Consider the following 22,097-nt stretch of genomic DNA (forward strand, 5'->3'; position numbering starts at 1 on the left):
CCGTCTGTGGGCAAAATCTGGCGAATAAGCCAGAGATCACAAAAGCCGACAATAAATATAAGATACTGATTTTTATTGATTAATTTTTCGGTCATTTCTTTGACTGGCCCGGCTTTTCCCCATAGCATTTAGTTGAAATGACATTCCACATTATGAAATAAAGCGGTAACGCTGGGAGTATCAGTCGTATGAGAATCAGCTATCAGCAGTTGTATGAGGAGTTTCTCCGCGTACTTACAGGTCGTAACGTGCCTCAGGATAAAGCCGAAGCCTGCGCGCGCATGTTTACCGAAACCAGTCTCAACGGCGTGTATTCCCACGGCGTAAACCGCTTCCCGCGGTTTATTCAGCAGCTGGATGCTGGCCATATCGTGCCCGAGGCGGAGCCACAAAAAGTCCTGTCGCTGGGCGCGATCGAGCAGTGGGATGCGCAGCGCGCCATCGGCAACATCACCGCGCACGGGATGATGGATCGTGCTATGGCCCTGGCATCGGAACACGGTATTGGGCTGGTGGCACTGCGTAATGCCAATCACTGGATGCGCGGCGGCAGTTATGGCTGGCAGGCAGCGGAAAAGGGCTTTGTGGGCATTTGCTGGACGAACTCCATTGCCGTGATGCCGCCCTGGGGCGCGAAAAGCGGCGCTATCGGCACCAACCCACTGATCATCGCCGTGCCAGGCGAGCCAATCACCATGGTGGATATGTCGATGTCGATGTTCTCCTACGGCATGCTGGAAGTGAATCGTCTGGCCGGTAAGAGCCTGCCGGTCGATGGCGGATTTGATGATGAAGGCAATTACACGCGCGATCCGGCCACCCTTGAGCAGAACCGTCGCATCTTACCCATGGGTTACTGGAAAGGCTCCGCGCTATCGGTGGTACTGGACATGCTGGCCACCCTGCTCTCCAACGGTGCCTCCGTCACCGAAGTGACACACGACAACGGCGATGAATTCGGCATCTCGCAGGTCTTTATCGCGATTGATGTTGACCGCCTTATCGACGGTGAAACCCGCCAGCACAAGCTCGACCGCATCCGGGCATCAATTATCAACGCTGAACGGGCCGACAGCGCGCAGGCCATTCGCCTGCCCGGCGATAAGTTTCCTCCGCTGCGAGCTGAAAATCAGCGACTTGGCATTCCGGTAGATGAGCGCGTCTGGGCGCGTATCCAGGCGCTGTGAGGAGGGAATCATGATCACCGGACACATCGCGAATACCGACCCGCGTCACTATCCTCCGGCGATCGCCAAAGCGATCGCCTGCCTGACCCGCTACGACCTGCTCACCCTGGCGGCGGGACGTTATCAGGACAGTGAAACCGGCTGGGTTATGCAGGTACTGGATCTGCACACCGTTCCGGCCGAGGAGAACTACCCGGAAGCACACCGCCTGCACATTGATGTGCAGTACCTGGTTACGGGCGAAGAAGTCATCGGCGTCGCAACGCAGCCTGTGGATTTCGCGGTGCATCAGCCTTACGACCCGGAGCGCGACATTATTTTTTACCAGCACGTGCCGCATGAGACCCAGGTGCGCATGCTGCCGGGCACCTTTGCCGTGTTTTTTCCGCAGGATATCCATCGCCCAAATTGCGCGGTGGGCACGCCAGGACCGATTCGCAAAGTGGTGGTCAAGATCCCCACCTGCGATCTGGCGTAAGCAAGGAGAAAGGCCATGAGTCTGACATCAACTGCCGTTAACCGTGAAAAGATCCCTGCCCTGCGCTGGTTACGGATCATTCCGCCTGTCCTGATCACCTGCATCATTTCCTATATGGATCGGGTTAATATTGCCTTTGCCATGCCGGGCGGAATGGACGCCGAACTGGGCATCAGCGCCTCAATGGCCGGTCTGGCGGGCGGTATTTTCTTCATTGGTTACCTGTTTTTGCAGGTGCCAGGCGGCAAGCTGGCCGTCTACGGTAACGGCAAACGCTTTATTGGCTGGTCGCTGCTGGCCTGGGCAGTCATTTCGATACTGACCGGCATGGCAACCAGTCAGTACCAGCTGCTGGCACTGCGCTTTGCGTTAGGGATCGCCGAAGGCGGCATGCTGCCGGTGGTGCTGACGATGATCGGCAACTGGTTCCCGGATGCCGAGCGCGGCCGCGCCAATGCGATTGTGATCATGTTTGTCCCGATCGCCGGGATCATTACCGCGCCGCTCTCCGGCTGGATCATTACCGGCTGGGACTGGCGCATGCTGTTTTACGTGGAAGGCGCGTTATCGCTGGTCGTCATGGCCCTGTGGCATTTCACCATCAGCAACCGGCCGCAGGAGGCGAAGTGGATTTCTCCGGCTGAAAAGCAGTATCTGATTACGACCCTGCACAACGAGCAACTGATGATCAAAGGGCAGAACGTGCGCAACGCTTCTCTGCTTAAGGTCATGCATGAGCCCGTGATGTGGCGGCTGATTCTGGTCAATTTCTTTTATCAGACCGGCATTTACGGCTACACCCTGTGGTTGCCCACCATTCTTAAAGAGCTGACCCACGGCAATGTCGAGCAGGTTGGTATGCTGGCCATACTGCCCTACGTCGGGGCGATCTTCGGCATGTTTCTGTTTTCTGTTCTTTCGGATGCAACCGGGCGGCGCAAGCTGTTTGTGGCGCTGCCACTGGCAGGTTTTGCGCTATGCATGGCGCTGTCGGTGTTGCTAAAAGCGCATATCTGGTGGTCCTACGCGGCGCTGGTGGGCTGTGGCGTGTTTATTCAGTCTGCCGCGGGCGTGTTCTGGAGTATTCCGCCGCGCCTGTTCAATGCCGAGGTCGCGGGCGGGGCACGCGGCCTGATCAACGCACTGGGCAACCTTGGCGGCTTCTGTGGGCCTTACATGGTCGGCGTGCTGATTGCGTTCTACAGCAAAGATGCCGGGGTTTACAGCCTTGCCATTTCGCTGGCGCTGGCTGCGCTGCTGGCAATGACCCTGCCTGCCCGCTGTGATTCTGCGAAACGGGAGGCATTATGAAACGCTGGCTGGGACTGGACTGCGGCGGCACCTTTATTAAAGCCGGACTCTACGACAGGCAGGGCCGCGAGCTGGCCGTTGCGCGGCAAAACCTGCCGGTACAGGTACCAGAGCCGGGTTATGCCGAACGCGATATGACGCTGCTCTGGCAGCAGGCGGCAGCGGTCATTCGCGAAGTACTGACCCGCAGCGGTCAGGATGCTGCCGACGTCGCTGGATTAGGCATCTCTGCTCAGGGTAAAGGGCTGTTTCTGCTGGATAAAGATCGCAATCCTCTGGGAAATGGCATCTTATCCTCCGATCGTCGCGCCCTGAGCCTGGTGCAACAGTGGCAGCGGGAAGGCATGCCGCAAAAACTCTATCCTCTCACCCGACAGACGCTCTGGACCGGCCATCCGGTGTCGCTCCTGCGCTGGCTAAAGCAGCATCAGCCGCAGCGCTACGCCGCAATCGGCAGCGTACTGATGGCCCACGACTACCTGCGTTTCTGTCTGACCGGCGAGCTGGCCTGTGAAGAAACTAACATCTCTGAATCCAATCTGTACGACATGCAGGCGGCAGACTGGTCGCCCGCGCTGGCTGAGATGCTTGATATCAGCGAGATCGTGCCGGCGTTGCCCCCGATTGTGGCATCAACGCAGATTGCCGGCTATGTAACCGCGCAGGCTGCCACCGCATGCGGTTTGCTGCCCGGCACGCCTGTGGTCGGGGGCCTGTTTGACGTGATGTCCACCGCGCTGTGTGCGGGACTGAATGACGCAACGCGCCTGAACGCGGTGATGGGCACCTGGTCGGTGACCAGCGGCATTACCGACTGCATTAGCGATGAAGCAGACTATCCCTACGTTTACGGTCGCTATGCCATTGAAGGCCAGTATCTTATCCACGAAGCCAGCCCGACATCGGCGGCAAACCTGGAGTGGTTCTGTGAGCAGTGGGGCATCCGCGACTACCAACAATTAAATCAGTGGGTCGAGGAGCTGGAACCTGCCAGCAGCGCGCTGCTGTTTCTGCCTTTTCTGTACGGCACCAACGCCGGGGCCGACCTGCACGGCAGTTTCTTTGGCCTGCAGGCGGGCCACACGCGTGCCCACCTGGTGCAGGCCATCTACGAAGGCGTGGTGTTTTCCCACCTGACGCATCTCAACCGCATTCTGCAACGCTTTCCCCAGGTCACCGCCCTGCGTCTGAGCGGCGGCCCTACGCGCTCCACGCCCTGGATGCAGATGTTTGCCGATGCCAGCGGCCTGCGCGTTGAAGTGCCGCAGATCAGCGAAAGCGGCTGTCTGGGCGCGGCGCTGGTGGCGTTGACCGGCACCGGTGCTTACGCCTCGCTGCAGCAGGCCCAGCAGGCCCTGGCGCCGGATATCGTCACCTGGCTACCGGACAGCACACGGCATGCCCGTTATCAGCAGAAGTATCAGCGTTATCAGCATCTGATCCGCGTCCTGAGTGACGCACAAGGAGCCCCCTTATGAGCCTGCCTTTACTCCAGCTGGCGCTGGATCATACCGCGCTGGATGCGGCGCTGGATACCGCACAGCAGCTGCATCAGCATGTCGATATCATCGAAGCCGGTACGTTGCTGTGTCTGAGCTGCGGAGTCGAAGCCGTGCGCCGTCTGCGCCAGCAGCATCCGCAAAAGACCCTGGTGGCCGACTATAAAGTGGCGGATGCCGGCGGCACGCTGGCAGACATGGCCTTCACGGCGGGCGCAAGCTGGATGACGGTCATCTGTGCCGCACCGTTGGCGACGTTTGCCAGCGCGCTGGACGTGGCGCAGCAGCACCAGGGCGATATTCAAATCGAACTGTTTGGTCACTGGACGCTGGACGATGCCCGCCGCTGGCGGCAACTGGGGCTGAAACAGGCCATTTACCATCGGGGGCGGGATGCCCAGGCCAGCGGGCAGCAATGGAATCAGCATGACCTGGATACCATGAAAGCCCTGTCGGATTTGGGTTTTGCGCTCTCCATCACGGGCGGCATTACGCCTCAGGATCTTGCGCAATTTAAAGACGTTGACGTGAAAGCGTTTATCGCCGGGCGCGCCCTCAGCGATCCCGCCAGCGGCATTCAACGCGCAGCGGAATTCCATCAGGCCATTGCCAGCATTTGGGGAACAGTATGAAACGCCAGCATCCGTTAGGTATTTACGAGAAAGCCCTGCCCGCTAACCTCACCTGGCCTGAACGACTGGCGCTGGCAAAAGCCTGTGGCTTTGATTTTGTGGAAATGTCGGTAGACGAAACCGACGTGCGGCTGGAGCGCCTGACCTGGAGCAAAGAGCAGCGCCTGTCGCTGGTCAACGCCATGATTGAAACCGGCGTGACCATTCCCTCCATGTGCCTGTCGGCGCATCGCCGCTTTCCGTTTGGCAGTCACGATCCGGCGATCCGCCAGCGGGCAGACGATCTGATCGATCGCGCCATCCAACTGGCAAAGGACGTGGGGATCCGCACGATTCAGCTTGCCGGTTACGACGTCTATTACGAACCTCACGATGATGGCACCGTAGCGCGCTTTGCCGAAGGCTTGTCACGTGCGGTGCAACGCGCCGCCGCGGCGCAGGTGATGCTGGCGGTTGAGATCATGGATACCGAGTTTATGAACGCTATCAGCAAGTGGAAAGTCTGGGAGCAGCAGCAGGCTTCTCCATGGTTTTCCGTTTATCCGGACGTGGGCAATCTCAGCGCCTGGGGCAATGATGTCACCGCCGAACTGACCCTGGGTATTGATCGCATCGCCGCGATTCATTTGAAGGATACCCAACCCGTGACCGCAAGCTCGCCGGGCCAGTTTCGGGACGTCCCCTTTGGTCAGGGCTGCGTGGACTTTGTCGGCGTATTCCGCACGCTTAAGGCGCTGAACTATCGCGGATCGTTCCTGATTGAAATGTGGACGGAAAAAGCCGAGGAGCCGGTTGCCGAGATCGTGCAGGCCCGGCGCTGGATTGAACAGAAAATGCAGGAAGGAGGTTTAGTATGAGCATAGCCGCCATGAAAGAGCAGGTGCTGGCCGCCAACCTGGCGCTGCCGCGCCATCATCTGGTGACCTTTACCTGGGGCAACGTCAGCGCCGTCGATCGCGCGCAGGGGCTGATGGCCATCAAACCCTCCGGCGTGGCGTACGACGGCATGACGGTGGACGACATCGTGGTCGTGGAACTGGAAAGCGGACGGGTGGTGGAAAGCAGTAAAAAACCCTCGTCGGATACCGCGACGCACCTGGCGCTCTACCGCGCCTTTGCGGATATTGGCGGCATTGTGCATACCCATTCGCGCCACGCCACCATCTGGGCGCAGGCCGGTCAGGACCTGCCCGCCTGGGGCACAACCCATGCCGACTACTTTTACGGGGCCATTCCCTGCACCCGGCTGATGACGGAGGCCGAAATAGCCCACCACTATGAACACAATACCGGCGAAGTGATTATTGAAACCTTCCGCACGCGCGGCATCAGCCCGACCGCTATTCCTGCCGTGCTGGTTAACGCGCACGGGCCCTTTGCCTGGGGAAAAGACGCCGATAACGCGGTCCACAATGCGGTGGTGCTGGAAGAGATCGCCTATATGGGCATTTTCTCCCGCCAGCTGACGCCCGGTATTACCCACATGCAACAGCCCTTACTGGACAAGCACTTTCTCAGAAAGCATGGAGCAAGTGCCTATTACGGGCAGTAATCCACAGTGGTTATCTTACTCAGCAGGAGCGGTTAACTATGAACAGGTCGTTTCGTCTGACGTCCCCTGCCGACCGGCATTATGGTCCGGCGCTTTGGGCAGGGTTTTGGGGCGGCAACGTTGCCAGCTTCGTAAAATGGGGAACGGAGAATCCGTTTCCGCCCAGAACGCCTGACAGGGCGATTCCCCCTGCTGAGATGCTGCAGGATATGGGGATCAACGTCAGCAACCTGGTCTATCATTATTCCGGTCACGTGGTGAACTGGGGCGTTGCCGGGGTTCACCACCTGTTCTCAATCATCTTCGCCCTGCTCTACTGCGCCCTGGCCGAGATCCTCCCGGTCGTTACGCTGGGCCAGGGCGTAGCGTTTGCCCTGCTCATTACCCTGGGCTTTCACGGCGTGATCTTGCCGATGAACGGCTGGGCACCGCCCTTGTGGCACCTGCCGTTAGCGGAAATCGCCTCGGAGACGTTAGGGCATATTCTGTGGATGTGGACGATCGAGATCTTCCGGCGCGCCATGGGCGGGAGCGTCTTTCCGCGCGCGTCCGCATAGTGCCTGTATTCCCTCAAGTCATCATATTTGTTTAAGAACCCTCTGAAATCCCAATGGCGCACTTCTGTTCCTGTGCGCCTAACTCCGTCGATCGTCGCCATTTTTCTGCAAAATTAGGCTATCAGGCAAAATCCTTTTTTCCTTGCTGCTAAATGGCGGTTGATAATCGTTAAGGCATTTTTACAATACGGCCTACGCTTAACCCTAACCGGCTCGTTCAGGCGAACGCCGTGATTGAGTAAACTTACAGGCCTGTAACGCTCATGAAAATCGTCTCAATCCAGTATCTGCGCGGCCTGGCTGCGCTACTTGTGGTGCTGGCGCACAACTCATCGCTGTTAGAAAGTCACTGGACCCGGCACATCCCCGGCGCGCTGGGCGTGGACGTATTCTTTATTATCAGCGGCTTCATCATGACTTTTATTACGCATCAGTTTAACGAAGCGCCGACGTCGTTCATGGTGAAACGCTTTTTCCGCATCTGGCCGGTCTTCTTTGTGGTTTGGCTGCTCTCGTTCGTGGTGGTTTATCACGACCGTTCGCTTCAGGATATGTCCTGTGCGCTCTACTTCTGCCTGCAGGATTACAGCAGCCCCGGGCCGACCTTTGGATTCAGCGCATTAGGTCCGCCGTGGACGCTTTCCTATGAGATCCTGTTCTACGCCGTGTTCACCGTGGCGATGTGCATAAACTATCGCTACCGTAGCTTCCTGTGTGCACTGATTTTCCTCGCCTCCAGCGTGGGCTTTCAGCTGTATTACAACGGCAGTTTTACCTTTTCCTCTCAGGTTTCGCCTGATATGGCGGTGACGCACTGGTGGCAGGCGTGGATCAAACTTATCAGCAATACCATCTGCATGGAGTTTATCTTAGGGATGATGCTGGCTGAATTAATCGTCAGACAAAAGCTCCCTGAGCTGAATCCTCAGATGCGCAGAATACTGCAGGTGGGGCTGGTACTGGCGTTTGCGACAGCGCTGATGATTGGGCCGCAGCCGTTTGGCCTGCATGGCGGTTTCTGGCTGGCGGCGGCCATTATGAGCATCACGGTGATGCTGGGTTACCGCACGGAAAGTGGTCATAACCGCACGCTGATCTTCTTTGGCGATATCTCGTATTCGCTCTATCTCATCCACTATCCGATGATGATATTGCTGATGAACAGCCTGGCGGATAAAGCCTGGACGGACAATCTGATGATTTTCATCCTCTCCATTAGCATCAGTGTGGCGCTGGCCTCCGTGATGTTTTTCTGGATTGAAAAACCCGCCATTAAGGCAGGCAAACGCGTTGCCCGCTGGTTATCAACGCCGTTGACGCTGCACAGAAGTTCGTAACCCTTTAAAAGCAGCGGCCGCCCGGGCCACTGCTTCGCCACGATCAGAAACTCTGCCAGTTATCTTCCTGCGCACCTGCACCTGCCGCCGCAAGCTGTGGACGCTTCAGCACGGGCGCGGCCGTCACGGCGGCTAAAGGCGGCTTAGCGGCGACAACCTGAGCTGAACGGATGGTAAAGGCGGCCACCAGCTGTTGCAGCGTGGTGGACTGCTCCGTTAACGAACGCGCAGCGGCAGAAGCCTGCTCCACCAGTGCGGCGTTTTGTTGGGTTACGCTGTCCATCTGATTAACCGCTTCATGTACCTGACCAATGCCCTGCGACTGTTCGCTTGCCGCCACCGCAATCTCATCGACCAGATCGTTTACCTGACGCACGGCATCGTTCATCCGGCCCATATTTTGTCCGACTTCTTCAGCCTGAGCGGCACCGGTTTCAACGTAGCGCATGGAGGACTCGATCAGTGCTTTGATCTCACGGGCAGAAGAAGAAGAGCGCTGTGCCAGATTACGCACCTCTCCGGCGACCACGGCAAAACCGCGTCCCTGCTCACCGGCACGGGCGGCTTCAACGGCCGCATTCAGCGCCAGGATGTTGGTCTGGAAGGCAACGCCTTCAATCAATGCAATAATGTCGTTGATTTTCGCTGAACTGCTTTTGATATCGGACATGGTGCTCAGCATGGTTTTGACTTTGCCCGAGCTGTCTTCCGAGATTTCACGCGCATTTTTGGACAGCTGGCTGGCGAGGCGGGTATTTTCAGCCGTCTGACGCACGGTTTCGCTCAGTTCAGACATACTGGCCGCCGTTTCCTCCAGCGACGCTGCCTGCTCTTCGGTACGCGCCGAGAGATCGTCGTTGCCGGCTGAAATCTGGGATGAGGCAGAGCCGACAGAGTGGGATGCCTGTTCAACGGACGACAACGACTGCGCCACATTGCTGACCAGGTGATTATAAGCGCTGGCCGTTAAGCCAATTTCGTCGCGACGCGACTCATCTGCGCGCAGCGTCAGATCGAGGCGTTCGCTGGCGCTTTCCATGGTGGCACGAATCGCGTTGAGCTGACGACGGATGCTGAAGATGGTTTTCACCGAAAACGCGCCAAGCAGCAGGATAATCAGCAGCGAACCGCCGGACATGCCCCACAAGGTTTGTTGATAAACCTGATTGTTTTGCTGGCTGTAGGTTTTGCCAATGTCCACATTCAGCTGCAGCTGTCGCTTTAACCCCGCTATCAGATCGCGAACAGACTGGCCCACACCACTGTCTCCCTGGATCGCGCCCAACGCGATGGCATCATTTTGTGCCCGTGACCCGGCAAAAAAGGTCGGCAGCCTGGCTTCCGCTTCTTTTATCTCCGCAAAGGCTTTTTCGCTCAGGGCCTTGTCTTCAGCACTGGAAAGGTCGTGATCAAAGTAATACTGGTTTTGCTTTTTCAGATCCGCAATCACGCCAGCGATATCTTTCTCAAACTGGGCCTGCTTGCGTTGATCGGTCGCACTTTGATGGCGATAAAGCAGCAGTGTCAGGGCATTGCTGCTATCGACAAGCTTATTAAGATCGGTAATAGAAGGAATTGTATTTCTCTGCACGTAATCGAAGCGTGATTGAAATCCTGTTACCACCGTGATCGCCACCATAGCCAGAACAGCCAGTGAGGCGGCAAGGAGGGAGAAGGTCAGGAAAAGTCGCTGTGTAATGGTCATTTTTTGTTCCGCCTGGTCGTTAAAACGAAAATGCTTTGTGCATTAAATGTACGTACATAAAGACTATCGGCATGTACCTGACAAAACTGAGCGTATTCGTTTAGGTATTGTTTACATTATGTAACGGCACAGCGTGTTTAGCGGCGACAGGAGGAAAAAGTGAGATTGAGTGAGGCTTGCCCGGCGTCACACCGGGCAAGAATGAAGACTTAAAACAGTACCGAATAGTTCAGCCCAAAGGTACGACCCCGGCCTTTATACTGAAACAGCGACGGCGAGCCATAGGTCGGACTGTAGAGCAGCGGCGCACGCTGTCCCCACACCGTGGTGTAGTCGCGATCCAGCAGGTTCTCGACGCTAAAGCTCAGCTTGCCCACCGGCAACTGGTAGCTGCCGATAAAATCAACGGTGGTATAACCGTCAATTTTGTTGCCGCCGTTATCGGTCAGGTCAAACGACTGCGTGCTTTGCAGGCGCAGGCTCCAGGGATCCGGCGACCAGCCAACATAGGCGGTGGCTTTCGATGGACTGGCATAAATGACATCCCACTTTTTCCAGCCGCCATCTTTTTTGGTTTCAGACTTGACCAGGTTGAAGTTGACGCCGGTGCTCCAGTTGGTATCGGGGATAAAGTAATCCACCGCACCTTCCACGCCATAAATACGGCGCTTGTCATCGTCCACGTTAATGGTCATATCGCTGCGGTTGACCGAAATCGATTTGTCTGACAGCGAATAGTAGGCTGCTAACTGCGTGCGCAGGTCATTACCGGTGTAACGCCAGCCCAGCTCGTAAGAATCGACTTTGATGCCCTGAAGCTTCGACTGATCGACATTAACGCTGTTCAACAACTGGTAGTTGCCGTTTTGCAGACGATAGGTGCCGTTGCCGTAATACTTGCCCGGATCCGGCAGTTCAACGCCTTGCGAGAAGTTGAACCATGCCTGCTGCCGCTCGGTGATATGCATCAGGATACCGGCGTTGTACAGGACGTTGTCGTAATCCGTTGAGCCGCCTGGAATCGCATCGGCCGAACGCGCCGTGCCATTAGCAATCGCCTGCTGCTGGGCATAGCCGACAAAGTCGTCCACCTTGTTTTCGGTGTACTGATAACGTACGCCGCCACTCAAGGTGAAGGTATCGTTGATGTCGTAGCTGGACTGCAGGAAAGCCGCCAGGTTAGTAATGTCATAACCCGGATAGCGTCCGGTGGTGTAAATGCTCTGGTTGTTCAGGCCACCCGAGGCGGCCGACTGTGCCAGATCAAAGAACATCTGATTGGAACTAAAACGTTCATGATCGGCATCAACACCGTAGGTCAGCTGCAGGTTGTCGAGCGGTTTACTGGTGATTGCCAGCTTGCCGCCGTACTGGTCAGTATCCTGTTTAGAGGAAGAGAGGCTTGTCACCCGCCCGCCGGACACCGTTGGGAAGGGATAAAACGCCAGAGATTCATCACGATAGTAGACCTGACCCACCAGCTCCTGACCCAGGAAATCGGTATTAGAGTACTGCAGACTGACCAGGTGGCGCTCGGTGCCGGGAATACGGTCTGAGTTCAGTCCTTTACTGGTGTAGGCGTTACCGTTACCGGTTACCGCCGAAAAGTTTCGGCCAAGATAGAGGCCATAATCGTCATCGCCCTGGCTCTTGTAGTATTGCGTCACCAGCTGCAACTGCTGGTGATCGTCAATCTCAAGCGTGCCGGTGCCCATCACATCCAGACGATCGGAGTATTGCAGGCCCGTCTGGGTGTTATCGAGCAAAACAGAATCGCCGTTGCCGTCATACCAGCCGCCAAACTTCTGGTAGGCCACCGACAACCGTCCCGAGGCGCGGTCATTGCCGCCCGAGATTGCGCCCGCCACGCGCTCATCGTGATCTTTACTGTTGTTAAACCCGGTTTTGGTGCCGGTTTCAAACTCAAACTGGGTGCCCGGCTGGCCTTTTTTGGTGACGATATTGATCAGACCACCGGTGCTGCCCCCGCCGTACAGCGAGGTTGAACCGGAGATCACCTCGATGTGATCGATGTTAAAGGGATCGATCGAATCCAGCTGGCGGCTGTCTGTGCGCGAAGAATTCAGGCGAACGCCGTCCACCAGCACCACAATCGCGCGGCCGCGCATGTTCATGCCGTAGTTGGTTCGGCCCTGGCTACTGACGTCCAGGCCCGGCACCAGCTGCGCCAGCGCATCTTTAAACTCTTTGCCGCCCTGGACTTGTTGCTCCAGTTCGGCCCCCTCAATCACCCAGGTGGTTTGAGCCATTTCTGCCACCGTACGGTGCGTACGGCTGGCCGAAACCACCATGTCATTTTCACTGGTTTGCTGTGCGACCGCGGGCGCCATCATGGCTAACAGCAGCGGATTAAGCAGCCAGATATTCTTGTTTTTAGTCTTCATTATCGTTCCTGCGTGCGAGGTTAAGGCTTACCCCAAGGACTCGGTATAGTTTTTAGTGGACGCAGCGCCGTGCTGCGGTTTTTCCCGGCTGACGCTGCGCCACTGGATCAGGGCGGGCGGCGTGCTGAGATCGAACAAATCGCGCCCCAGTGCGCGATTCAGAATACGGGCGGATCGCCATGCCATCAGGCTGAGCTGAGGCTCCGCGATACCGTGGGTTTGCATACTGGCGTTCACCGCAAAGATGTTATTTTCTTTTGGCCCGTTCCACTCAAGCGTGAAGTCCTCACGCACGCTGAACGTGCACTCATCTTTCATGGTCAGGCGGCTCATCAGGGGGGAGAGCAGTTCTGGCAGCGCAGGCCGGTAGCCGGTGGCGAAAATCACCACATCGCATTCGATAAGGTCGTAGCCCTGGTCAAGCTGATGCTGCAACTGAAGCTGCCAGCCCTGGTGATGACTGTTGAGTTCAATGACCGAGCGGCTCGGCAGCAGGTGCGCATTGCGCGGCTGACGCTGCACTTCAAAGCGATGATACAGCTCGCGATAAATCGTCAGCAGGGAATCTGCCGTGATGCCGTCCGAGGTCATCTTCTGTTCAGCCAGCATTTTCTGTCGGGCAGCCTCGTTCAGACCGACAAAGCTGGAAACGTATTCTGGCGTGAAGTACTCGTTGGCAAAAGCGGCCTCATCCAGGGCGTTAAAATTGTTGCGGCGCGACACCCAACTGACCTCAGCCGGTTCGCCCCATTCACCCCGGAAGGCGTTGAGGAACAGATCGGCACCACTCTGACCGCCGCCAATCACCGCCACACGCTTGCCGCGCAGGTCGGGTTTACGCAGGCTCATTTCGCTGGCGTGGAAACAGGTGGCGCTGATGCGGTTTACGCAGGGCGGCAGGTAGGGCTGCTTGCCAATGCCCAGACAGATGTTGCGGGCATAGCTTTCCCCACCGTTGCTGTGAATCACAAAGCGTTTATTGGCCTCATCAAAATCGATGCGTTCCACCGTGTGATTAAAGCGCAGGTTGTTCATGCCCTCGGCAGCCCAGCGCAGATAGTCGGAAAACTCATCGCGCGAGACGGTACGTAACTCGGTGGTCATAAAGCGGTAAAACTTTTTACGCTTCACCAGATAGTTCACAAAGCTGAACGGGCTGGTGGGCGCGACCGCGGAGACCAGATCTTTTAAAAACGAGGTCTGCATATGGCAGTCAGGCACCAGCATACCGGGATGCCAGGCAAAATCTGGGCGACTGTCTAAAAACTGGCTGGTAAAGCCTTCAGCTTCGTGTGCCAGCGCCGCGATACTCAGGTTAAACGGGCCAATGCCAACGCCAATAAAATCAACAGTGTTTGTCATGATTCAGTCCTTGGTAACCAGCCACAGCGGGTTTTGCAGATTTTCCAGGTAATTGGGCAACATACGGCTTCCGCCGTCCTGATCGGGCCAGGTGAGTTTTACCGGGTTCAGCACGACACGAATGATTTGTGGCTTGAAGAGTGAGAAAAGCGCAAAACGCGCCGACAGTTGCGGATGGTCCTGCATATAGTCGCTCAACACTGCGGCAAGCAGTTGGTAAAAACGTCGTTCCGGAACGCCAAGGCGCGCCATTAACGGCGAAATAAAACGCAGGACCGTGACAAAATGGCCAGTCTGCAAATCATGAATCAAATAGTCAGCACTCAGGCGTGCCGTCACATCGCGGACGTCCTGAGGCAGAGAGTCCATCTCCGGAAAATCGTCCTTTACCAGACGCATATCGCCCTGAAAATCTTTCAGCAATACGCGCTGGGGTACGCCGTCTTTCATCGCCAGCGTTATATTTTGCCCGTGTGCGATCAGCGCCACGCCATAACGGCACAGCAGGTGATACAGCGGCACCACGGCCACGCGGAACATCTGACTTAACCAGGCCTCGGCGCTCAGGCCCGAGCGGGCAATGTAGGCGCCGATAAGCGGCTGGTTGTTTTCATCGCACTCCATCAGCGTGGCCATCAGAATTGGCGTTTCGTCCGCGTGCAGCCAGCGCGACGGATTTTCACGCCAGATCACGCCCAGCATTTCCTGGTAGCGATAGGGGGCTTCGGGCAACGCGCCGTAGCCGCGATGGGAAACATAACCGGCGGCCGGCTCGCCCAGGATCACCGCCCCGCTCTGCTGCAGCGTCGTGTCGGTGGCAAAGACGTTTTGTAACCAGCGGGAGGCCAGCGGGCCCGCCGCGATATATTTGCCCGGAATACCGCGATAGCAGGAGGTGTTGTAAATGGTAAGCGGCAGTTTGATATCCAGCCCGCCCTGACGGCTGGCGTTGGTCAAGGTGCGCAGTGACTGTTGCGCCAGCCAGCGATCGCCGAATTCACCCAGCGACAGCATATTGCCCGTGGCCAGATCCGCGACAAAATCGAGCGCGATTTTTTGCTGCCACTGCCAGGGATGCACCGGCAAAGGCAGCCAGCTGTCGTCCAGCCCCTGCGCCTGCCAGGCCTCGGTGAAACGCGTATATTCGGCGCTGTCCATCGCGGCCTGCAACAACTGCTGGATGTCCAGCTCGCTGTCGCAGCGCCAGACCATATGATCACGCTTTACCGCCAGCCAGTGCAGGCGGAAGGTATTCATATATTCGGGTGCGTAGCGCGCCAGCGCCTCTTGTCCCCATCCGCGACGGCCTTTATTAAAGGCAAACTTGGGATGGCCGCTGAGCAGGCACTGCAGGCGGTCGGCATCCATATCAATCAGCGCATCGGCACTCATGCCCTGGCGTGCCTGCATAAGCTGAAGATCGCCGCGCAGCGTGGCATAGAGATCCTGCATATGTTCCGCCACCGTGGCATCGCTCATCGACAGCACCGGCTGTAGCTGGCACAGCAGCGTCTGGGCCAGTACCGGCTCATCCGCACAGCGCAGGCTTTGTGCATCTATCCATAACCAGCCCCAGATGCCCCGCTCGGCGGTGAACTGCCATTCGGCACCCGGCAGACTGATGCAGTAACGGTTGTCGCCCTGCGGCTGAGCCTGAAAGACCTGCTCGTACTCCAGCTCGGCCAGCATTTTTGCCACCAGCTGACGGTTAACGGTTTCCCATGCGTGCGAATTCATCACAGGCCCACCTCGCTGAAGAAACGGGCGCGCTGGGTCATCACCAGGCGAGAGCGCTTGTGCGGAAAGTCGAACTCTTTCACGGTGGTATAGCCCGCGGGTTCAAGGTGACGAAACAGGCGCTGATTATCCGCCCGCGGTTCCAGCACCAGGCGCTGGGTTTGCGGATTATCCAGCAGCAGATAGTGGCTGATGCCGCGCAGCCAGCTCTGCACAAAGTGCGGCCCGCGCCACTGCGGCTCACCCACCAGCAGATGCAAACCGCGATCGTACGGCTGCCAGCTGTAGTGCCGCCCGATACGATCTTCCGCCGCCCAGTAAATTTCAAAGTAGCTGAAGGGCTCGTCATCAAAACAGCCAATCAGCGGAAAGGCATAGCTGCTGCCGAGCTGGCGTTCAAGATAGGCGGTCTGAGTGGCCAGCGATCCGCTCTGCTCCCAGAAGTAATCCACGCGCGGATCGTTCATCCAGCGGGTAAACGCTTCGGCATCCCGGGCAGGATCGGCCACGCGGAAGCTCAGCGTGCGCCGTACGCGCGGATCGTAACGGCGATACACTTCGCCATCAGGTCGCGCTGGGCGCTGGGGAAAATAGATCTCACGTTCGGCATCAAATACCATCTCGCCGGAGGCCTGCTGACGAGGCGCAGACAACCACAGCGGCAGTTGCCAGAACGTCTCGCGGTGGACGATATCGCTTTTCAGGGCCGCAAACAGCGCCAGCGCCTGAGGCTCTTCACGCCACTCTGCGAAGGGCAGCACCATGGCAGAAAGCTGCGGGGCAGCGATAAACATCTGATCCAGCGCGTCACGCAGCCAGCCTTCGGGCAGTGGACCGGCAAAATGCAGCACCGCACTGTTGTCCTGTCCCCAACCCAGATTCAGGGTTTTTCCTGACTTTTCGCAACGCAGGCCGTGGCCGCTGTGAACAATCGTTGCCTGAGACATTTAGCGCTCCTGAGACAGCAGTGGGTTGATGAAGTCGAAGTAGATCACCGACGGATCGACGATGGTGTTTTCATTGTGATCGTGCAGGTAACAGAAGAAGTTGCCCTTGACGTTCCAGTGCGGGCTTTCCAGCACGTAATCCAGGCAGCCCTTGTGCGTGACCTCGTTACGTAGCGCACTTAACGCATCGCGTACCCGCGCCATCAAATGGGTTTCACTGTCCATGCCCGCCGCGCCCAGTGCCGCCGTGACGGCAAAGGTAGAATTCACTAACAGGTAATAGGGGAAGTAGCGCAGCAGCTGCTCGCGACTAAAGACGTTTTCCGCCTGCGCTTCGCCAATCATGTCCAGCCAGCCTGCGGCGTGAGGCATAAAGGCGCTGCCCTGGCAGTCGCGATAAATCAGGCCAACCGGCAGGTCCTGCTCCATTTCCACCAGGATATTTTGCTGATGGGCTAACAGCACCAGGCCGTAATCGGCTTCGGCGGTAAACAGGGGCTTCAGCACCTGCTGACAGTAGGCGTCGACCCAGGCATGCGCAGCCTGTTTTTCGCTGATGTGCAGGCGCTGGCTCAGGCGCTTTACTGCGGCAGACAGCAGTGAGTCGCCGCCGTCCGGCGCGGACTGCGTCAGGGAAACCAGCACGTTGGTCTGGCTCTGCGGCCTGTCGACAATCAGGTTTTCACGCAGTGCGAACAGGCTCTCTTCCATAATCGTGCCCTGCGCATCGCGCAGTCCGGCCCAGCCATCTTCCTGCATCACGCGAAACGCCGGGAAGCGTGCCTGCATGTCCTGCCAGCGGTCGGTCTGCGCCAGACGCGCCAACCGCATGCCGCGTTTGACCTCTTTGACCGACAGGGTGCGGACGGAGTTTGTCAGCCGCACGCTCAGGGAAAACTTGATCATGTCGCGGCTGGTCGCGCAGTACAGCGAACGCGATGAGGTGGTGGGCAGCCAGGGCGCACCGGCTTCACCCAGGTCAGTAACCAGGCCTTTTTCCACCAGTTGCTGACACCAGGTCTGCTGGAGCAGATAGTCCGCCTGCCAGGGATGGAGCGGGAACAGCCACTGCCGATCGGTTAGCGCATGCAGTAACTGCGGCGCGTTTTCTGCCGCAAAGCGCGTCAGGCGCTGCTGCAACGTCAGCTGCAGGCTGTCACCCGCCAACTGGTCTTTATCCACCGCAAACCAGCGTAACGGAAAATGTGGCGCAAAATCAGGCAGGTAACGTTCGGCCTGCTGCTGCGTAAAAGGTTCATGTGATTTGGGTGCCGGATGGAAGGCGTGCCCGACCAGCAGGGCCTGCTCTGCTTCGGCAAAGTTCAGGGCTTTCTCACGCAGGCCTCGCCAGTCGTGGCGGGCAGCCGTTGCCTCAGCGGTATGCGCATGGCTTTCCATCACGCGCTGATAAAACGCCTCACAGCCGGGAGCGGGCAGCTGTTGCTGATGTTGCAGTTTATCGACAATCAGTCTGGCAACGGTGGCGAACGTCACCGTCTCGCTGCCACGGTGAGTGACCAGCCGGGCCGGGAAGGCAAAACGGTGATGCTGGGTAGGAGAAAAGTAAGCCACCTTAAAGTGTAGGGCCTTCTCTTCCGCCAACGGAATCACTAACTCGGCGGGTTCACCCTGGCTGAGTCGCCAGTCCTTGGTTTCACGGATCAGGGAATTCAGGAAGCACTGTGCGGCCACATCCCAGGATCCATTGTGCGTCGATTGAATCATTATCAAACAATTTCCAGGCGTTATGATAATGCGAATTCTGCCGATAACAGTTCTCATTATCAACGACAATTGTTAGAATTGGCGGAATAAATTTTACAAATACATACAACAAAGATACGGGTTAGCAACATTGTGACATCTCTTGAACTGACCGCTACGCCACAAAAAGCCTTACCTAACTGGCCTTTAGCATTAAGCGCCGGACTGCTGGGCGTCGGACAGAATGGTTTGCTGGTGGCTATCCCGATGCTGGTTGCACAGACCAGTTTAAGTCTTTCGGTCTGGGCGGGATTGTTAACGCTCGGCTCTATGCTGTTTTTGCCCTCATCGCCGTGGTGGGGAAAACAGATTGCGCGTCTCGGCAGCAAACCGGTCGTGCTGTGGTCACTGGCCGGTTATGGCGCAAGTTTTTTGCTACTCGCTATGGGCTGCGCACTTCTTTCCACGCGGGCGGTCAGTGCTCCGATTGGATTAGGTATATTAATTATTGCCAGGGTGATTTATGGCCTGATGGTGTCGGCGATGGTTCCGGCGTGCCAGGTATGGGCGCTAAACCGTGCCGGTGAAGGCAAGCGCATGACGGCGCTGGCGACCATCAGCTCCGGTCTGAGCTGCGGCAGGCTGTTTGGCCCGCTGTGCGCTGCCGGAATGTTAGTCATTCACCCGATGGCACCGCTGGTGTTACTGGTCGTTGCGCCGTTGCTGGCGCTGGCTATGTTGTTGCCGTTGCGCGGAACCGAGCCACAGCCTGCGGTGGCGCGCAGGAATGCCCGCCTGCGCATCGATTGTCTGCCCTATCTGCTGTGCGCTCTGCTGCTGGCGGCCACGGTGAGCCTGATGCAGTTGGGCTTATCCCCGGCACTGGCCAGACAGTTTAGCGGTGATACCGCCGCAATCAGCCATCAGGTTGCCTGGCTGCTGAGCGTGGCGGCCATCTCCTCACTGGGCGCCCAGTTTATGGTACTGCGACCCCAGTTACTGACGCCGCTTGCGCTGTTGCTGAGCGCAGGGCTGTTGATGTCTCTGGGTCTGGCGATGATGCTGAGCACACCGCTCTGGCTGTTTTACACCGGCTGTGCCCTGCTTTCGTTTGGTGCTGCACTGGGTACGCCGGCTTATCAGCTGCTGCTAAATGACAGGCTGGCAGACGGTGCCGGTGCCGGCTGGATAGCCACCAGCCATACCTTAGGCTACGGATTGTGCGCGCTGCTGGTTCCCCTGGTGTCGCAGTCACAGGGCGCAACGGCGCTGATCGCTGCCGCATTCAGCGCTGCCCTGCTGTTCGTGGCGATGTCAGGTGTGATCTGGCGTGCACGTCGCCGCTCAACCTTATCGGCTCATTAACCAAAAGGAACGACGATGGCTGAAGCCCATAGCTACCGCCTGTTTGACGTAAAACTGGCACGCAAGCGTCATCTTTCTCCCTCAATGCTGAGCCTGGTGTTCAACGGGCCTGACGTGGCGCAGATGAAGTCTGACGCGCCCGATCAGCGGATCAAAATTTTGCTGCCGGCGGAAGATGGCAGCATGCCTGCGCTTCCCAATGATGGCGAGTGGTACCAGACCATTCTGTCGCTGCCAAAAGAGAAGCGTCCGCTGTTGCGCACCTATACGCTGCGTCATCTCGATCCTGAGCGCCAGGAGTTGACGATTGAGTTTGTCAGCCACGGTACGGAAGGCCCGGCATCGGCCTGGGCGATCAATGCTGAACCGGGTGACAGCCTGGTGATCGTTGCGCCCAATGCGGCCTGTGAATCTGACAGCGGCGGATATGAATGGACGCCGCCGGATGCGCTGCGTAATGCGTTACTGATTGCCGATGAAACCGCATTACCCGCGGCGAAAGGCATTCTGGAAAGACTGTCCCGACAGGAAAACCCGCCTCGGGTTCAGGCCTTTTTTGAAGTCCCGGATGCGGAAGATTGCGTCGATCTGCACGCCTATACCTTTGCCGACATCGTCTGGTTGCCGCGAAAACCTGCATTTGCTTCACACGGGGAATGCCTGGTTGAAGCAATAAAATCCCGGGTTAACGTTCCCGATGGCGGCCGCCAGCAGGACGTGCAGGAAGAGGCAGAAGGCGAATTGCTGTGGGACCGTGCTCAGGGCCGCAACACGGAATTTTACGGTTGGGTAGCGGCCGAATCGACCGTGGTGAAGCTATTACGCCGCCACCTGATAGGGGAGCGCGGCGTCGATCGCGACGCGATTAACTTTATGGCTTACTGGGCCAAAAAGCGGGCACACTAAACATCGCCTTAGGGTTGGCGCATTCAGGGAAAAAAGGATGATTTCTGGACGTTGTTTATGCGGAACGGTCGTTTTTAAGCTGGCTCAACAACCCAGCCATTTTTACCGCTGTCACTGTTCGCTTTGCCGCCGTCAGACCGGTACCGGCCATAACCTGGCCACGCTGGTTCATGCCGATCAGTTTAGCTGGCTGGCCGGTGAAGCCGATATCAGCAGTTGGCGTCGCCCGCAGGGATACCGTAATGACTTTTGCAGGCACTGTGGCTCGACGGTGCCGAACCTGTTGCGCGGCCGCCCCCTGATCTGGCTACCGATTGGGCTGTTAGATGAAGACCTCGCGTTGCAGTGTGCAGGCGATTTCTGCCTTGAGGATGCAATGTCCTGGGACGTTCAGGAGGTAAAAAACGGATATCCGCACGCGCCAGATTCGCTGGATGCCCTGCTCCTTGCGTTGAACGGTGACAAATAGCCCCTGAAGACGCGTTCCTCATCGCGATCCCTCTGTCACGAACGGGTGGCGTTTTTCAGCAGATCGAGCAGGGTAACAATTTGTGGATCCAGCGTCAGGATATCTTTCTTAATCAGTAAGTGCAGCGGGGTGGCACGACGAACGCCGTGCTGTAAGGGCAATATTTTTAGTGTTCCCTGCGCCAGTTCATGTTCGATGCGCTCGAAGGGGATCCAGCCATAACCCACCTGGTGCACCACCGCCTCTACCGCCGCCTCAATAGTCGAAAACGACCAGTAATCGCCATTGCTGCTCTCATCCTGCACGGTGAAATGTTCCCGGTCGGCAATGCGAATCAGCGGATACTGTGCCAACCGTTCTTCATCCAGGATGCCGCCATGCTGATGCAAGGGATGGTCGCAGTGCGCCACGGCGACGAAATCCACATTCATCAACCACTCTCCCCGCCCGGCCATATCCTGGCGCTGGGTCACCACCATCACGTCGGCCTCGGCGTAATCGGTGTTGGTTTCCAGCACCTCGGTCAGGTTGATCTGAGTATGAGGATGGCATTGCTGAAACGCCTTAAGGACGGAAAACAGTTGTCGACGCGGAAAGATGCTGTCAACCACCACATCCAGCTTTGTTCTGACGCCGCTGCGTATTGATCCCGCAAACGCCTCCAGTGAATGAAAAGCTTTCAGTAGCGGGCGCACCTGCGCCAGCAGCAACTCGCCTGCCGGCGTCAGCACCGCCTTGCGCCCCTCTGCATGTAACAGCGTAATCCCTATGCGCTGCTGCAACATAGCAAGGTTATAGCTGACGGATGACTGACTGCGGTTGGTCAGACTCGCCGCTCTGGCAAAACTGCCCTCTCGCACCACCTTGTCCAACAGGCTCCACTGCTCCAGTGTGGTTTTATGCATAACCAATCCAATTTTTGAATCAATTTCATCATAAATTAG

The 22,097-nt window shown here is 57.4% G+C and carries 19 protein-coding genes; 12 read left to right on the forward strand and 7 right to left on the reverse strand.

The features are described from left to right. Nucleotides 1-188 precede the first annotated feature (188 nt). The 9 genes from yiaK (at nt 189) to AAIE03_RS16255 (ending at nt 8,553) form a co-directional block, all read left to right on the forward strand. Nucleotides 189-1,187, forward strand: a complete 999-nt coding sequence (gene yiaK, locus AAIE03_RS16215; RefSeq protein ID WP_064352965.1) for a 3-dehydro-L-gulonate 2-dehydrogenase — start codon at nt 189-191, stop codon at nt 1,185-1,187. Nucleotides 1,188-1,197: 10 nt separating this feature from the next. Further along, nucleotides 1,198-1,665, forward strand: a complete 468-nt coding sequence (locus AAIE03_RS16220; protein ID WP_019105625.1) for a NanQ anomerase/TabA/YiaL family protein — start codon at nt 1,198-1,200, stop codon at nt 1,663-1,665. A 15-nt stretch (nt 1,666-1,680) separates the two neighbouring features. After that, entirely contained in the window at nt 1,681-2,976 is a 1,296-nt protein-coding gene (locus AAIE03_RS16225) for an MFS transporter (protein WP_014595126.1), read from the forward strand. Then, a complete protein-coding gene (locus AAIE03_RS16230; protein WP_498563086.1) occupies nt 2,973-4,454 on the forward strand; it encodes an FGGY-family carbohydrate kinase in 1,482 nt (493 codons plus the stop codon). The genes AAIE03_RS16225 and AAIE03_RS16230 overlap by 4 nt, the downstream gene beginning before the upstream one ends. Then, nucleotides 4,451-5,107 carry a 3-keto-L-gulonate-6-phosphate decarboxylase UlaD gene (gene ulaD, locus AAIE03_RS16235; RefSeq protein WP_014595124.1) on the forward strand — a complete coding sequence of 219 codons (657 nt, stop codon included), beginning with the start codon at nt 4,451-4,453 and terminating at the stop codon, nt 5,105-5,107. Before AAIE03_RS16230 ends, ulaD begins: the two co-directional genes overlap by 4 nt. Beyond that, nucleotides 5,104-5,964: an L-ribulose-5-phosphate 3-epimerase gene (locus AAIE03_RS16240; protein WP_014595123.1), complete on the forward strand. Its 861-nt coding sequence runs from the start codon at nt 5,104-5,106 to the stop codon at nt 5,962-5,964. The genes ulaD and AAIE03_RS16240 overlap by 4 nt, the downstream gene beginning before the upstream one ends. Further along, nucleotides 5,961-6,659, forward strand: coding sequence for an L-ribulose-5-phosphate 4-epimerase (gene araD / locus AAIE03_RS16245; RefSeq protein WP_028715954.1), 699 nt, complete (start codon nt 5,961-5,963; stop codon nt 6,657-6,659). The genes AAIE03_RS16240 and araD overlap by 4 nt, the downstream gene beginning before the upstream one ends. A gap of 38 nt (nt 6,660-6,697) precedes the next feature. Further along, a complete protein-coding gene (locus AAIE03_RS16250; protein WP_028715953.1) occupies nt 6,698-7,216 on the forward strand; it encodes a YagU family protein in 519 nt (172 codons plus the stop codon). 263 nt (nt 7,217-7,479) lie between these two features. Beyond that, nucleotides 7,480-8,553: an acyltransferase family protein gene (locus AAIE03_RS16255; protein WP_014606882.1), complete on the forward strand. Its 1,074-nt coding sequence runs from the start codon at nt 7,480-7,482 to the stop codon at nt 8,551-8,553. Between the two features lie 43 nt (nt 8,554-8,596). On the opposite strand, the gene AAIE03_RS16260 is transcribed toward AAIE03_RS16255, so the two are convergent. The 6 genes from AAIE03_RS16260 to iucA form a co-directional block, all read right to left on the reverse strand. After that, nucleotides 8,597-10,258, reverse strand: coding sequence for a methyl-accepting chemotaxis protein (locus AAIE03_RS16260; protein ID WP_013024255.1), 1,662 nt, complete (start codon nt 10,256-10,258; stop codon nt 8,597-8,599). A 209-nt stretch (nt 10,259-10,467) separates the two neighbouring features. Beyond that, a complete protein-coding gene (locus tag AAIE03_RS16265) occupies nt 10,468-12,663 on the reverse strand; it encodes a TonB-dependent siderophore receptor (RefSeq protein WP_013024254.1) in 2,196 nt (731 codons plus the stop codon). 27 nt (nt 12,664-12,690) lie between these two features. Then, nucleotides 12,691-14,025 (reverse strand): NADPH-dependent L-lysine N(6)-monooxygenase, encoded by a 1,335-nt coding sequence (iucD, locus tag AAIE03_RS16270; RefSeq protein ID WP_013024253.1) that lies wholly within the window; start codon nt 14,023-14,025, stop codon nt 12,691-12,693. Between the two features lie 3 nt (nt 14,026-14,028). Further along, nucleotides 14,029-15,762 (reverse strand): aerobactin synthase IucC, encoded by a 1,734-nt coding sequence (gene iucC / locus AAIE03_RS16275; RefSeq protein WP_014595118.1) that lies wholly within the window; start codon nt 15,760-15,762, stop codon nt 14,029-14,031. After that, nucleotides 15,762-16,709 (reverse strand): N(6)-hydroxylysine O-acetyltransferase, encoded by a 948-nt coding sequence (gene iucB, locus AAIE03_RS16280; RefSeq protein WP_498563087.1) that lies wholly within the window; start codon nt 16,707-16,709, stop codon nt 15,762-15,764. The genes iucC and iucB overlap by 1 nt, the downstream gene beginning before the upstream one ends. Next, nucleotides 16,710-18,434 carry an aerobactin synthase IucA gene (gene iucA / locus AAIE03_RS16285; RefSeq protein ID WP_028715951.1) on the reverse strand — a complete coding sequence of 575 codons (1,725 nt, stop codon included), beginning with the start codon at nt 18,432-18,434 and terminating at the stop codon, nt 16,710-16,712. Between the two features lie 132 nt (nt 18,435-18,566). On the opposite strand from iucA, the gene AAIE03_RS16290 reads away from it, so the two are divergent. Genes AAIE03_RS16290 through AAIE03_RS16300 form a run of 3 tightly spaced genes read left to right on the forward strand, consistent with a single transcriptional unit; the run spans nt 18,567 to nt 21,153 of the window. Further along, nucleotides 18,567-19,778 (forward strand): MFS transporter, encoded by a 1,212-nt coding sequence (locus tag AAIE03_RS16290; protein WP_028715950.1) that lies wholly within the window; start codon nt 18,567-18,569, stop codon nt 19,776-19,778. A gap of 15 nt (nt 19,779-19,793) precedes the next feature. Then, nucleotides 19,794-20,684, forward strand: coding sequence for a siderophore-interacting protein (locus AAIE03_RS16295; protein ID WP_013024247.1), 891 nt, complete (start codon nt 19,794-19,796; stop codon nt 20,682-20,684). Between the two features lie 37 nt (nt 20,685-20,721). After that, on the forward strand, nt 20,722-21,153 hold the full coding sequence (locus tag AAIE03_RS16300; protein WP_013024246.1) for a GFA family protein: 432 nt from the start codon (nt 20,722-20,724) through the stop codon (nt 21,151-21,153). A 35-nt stretch (nt 21,154-21,188) separates the two neighbouring features. Here AAIE03_RS16300 and AAIE03_RS16305 read toward each other — a convergent pair whose 3' ends face one another. Further along, nucleotides 21,189-22,058 (reverse strand): LysR family transcriptional regulator, encoded by an 870-nt coding sequence (locus AAIE03_RS16305; protein ID WP_015701221.1) that lies wholly within the window; start codon nt 22,056-22,058, stop codon nt 21,189-21,191. Nucleotides 22,059-22,097: the final 39 nt, after the last annotated feature.

The sequence above is a fragment of the Pantoea sp. Ae19-2 genome (assembly GCF_059801205.1).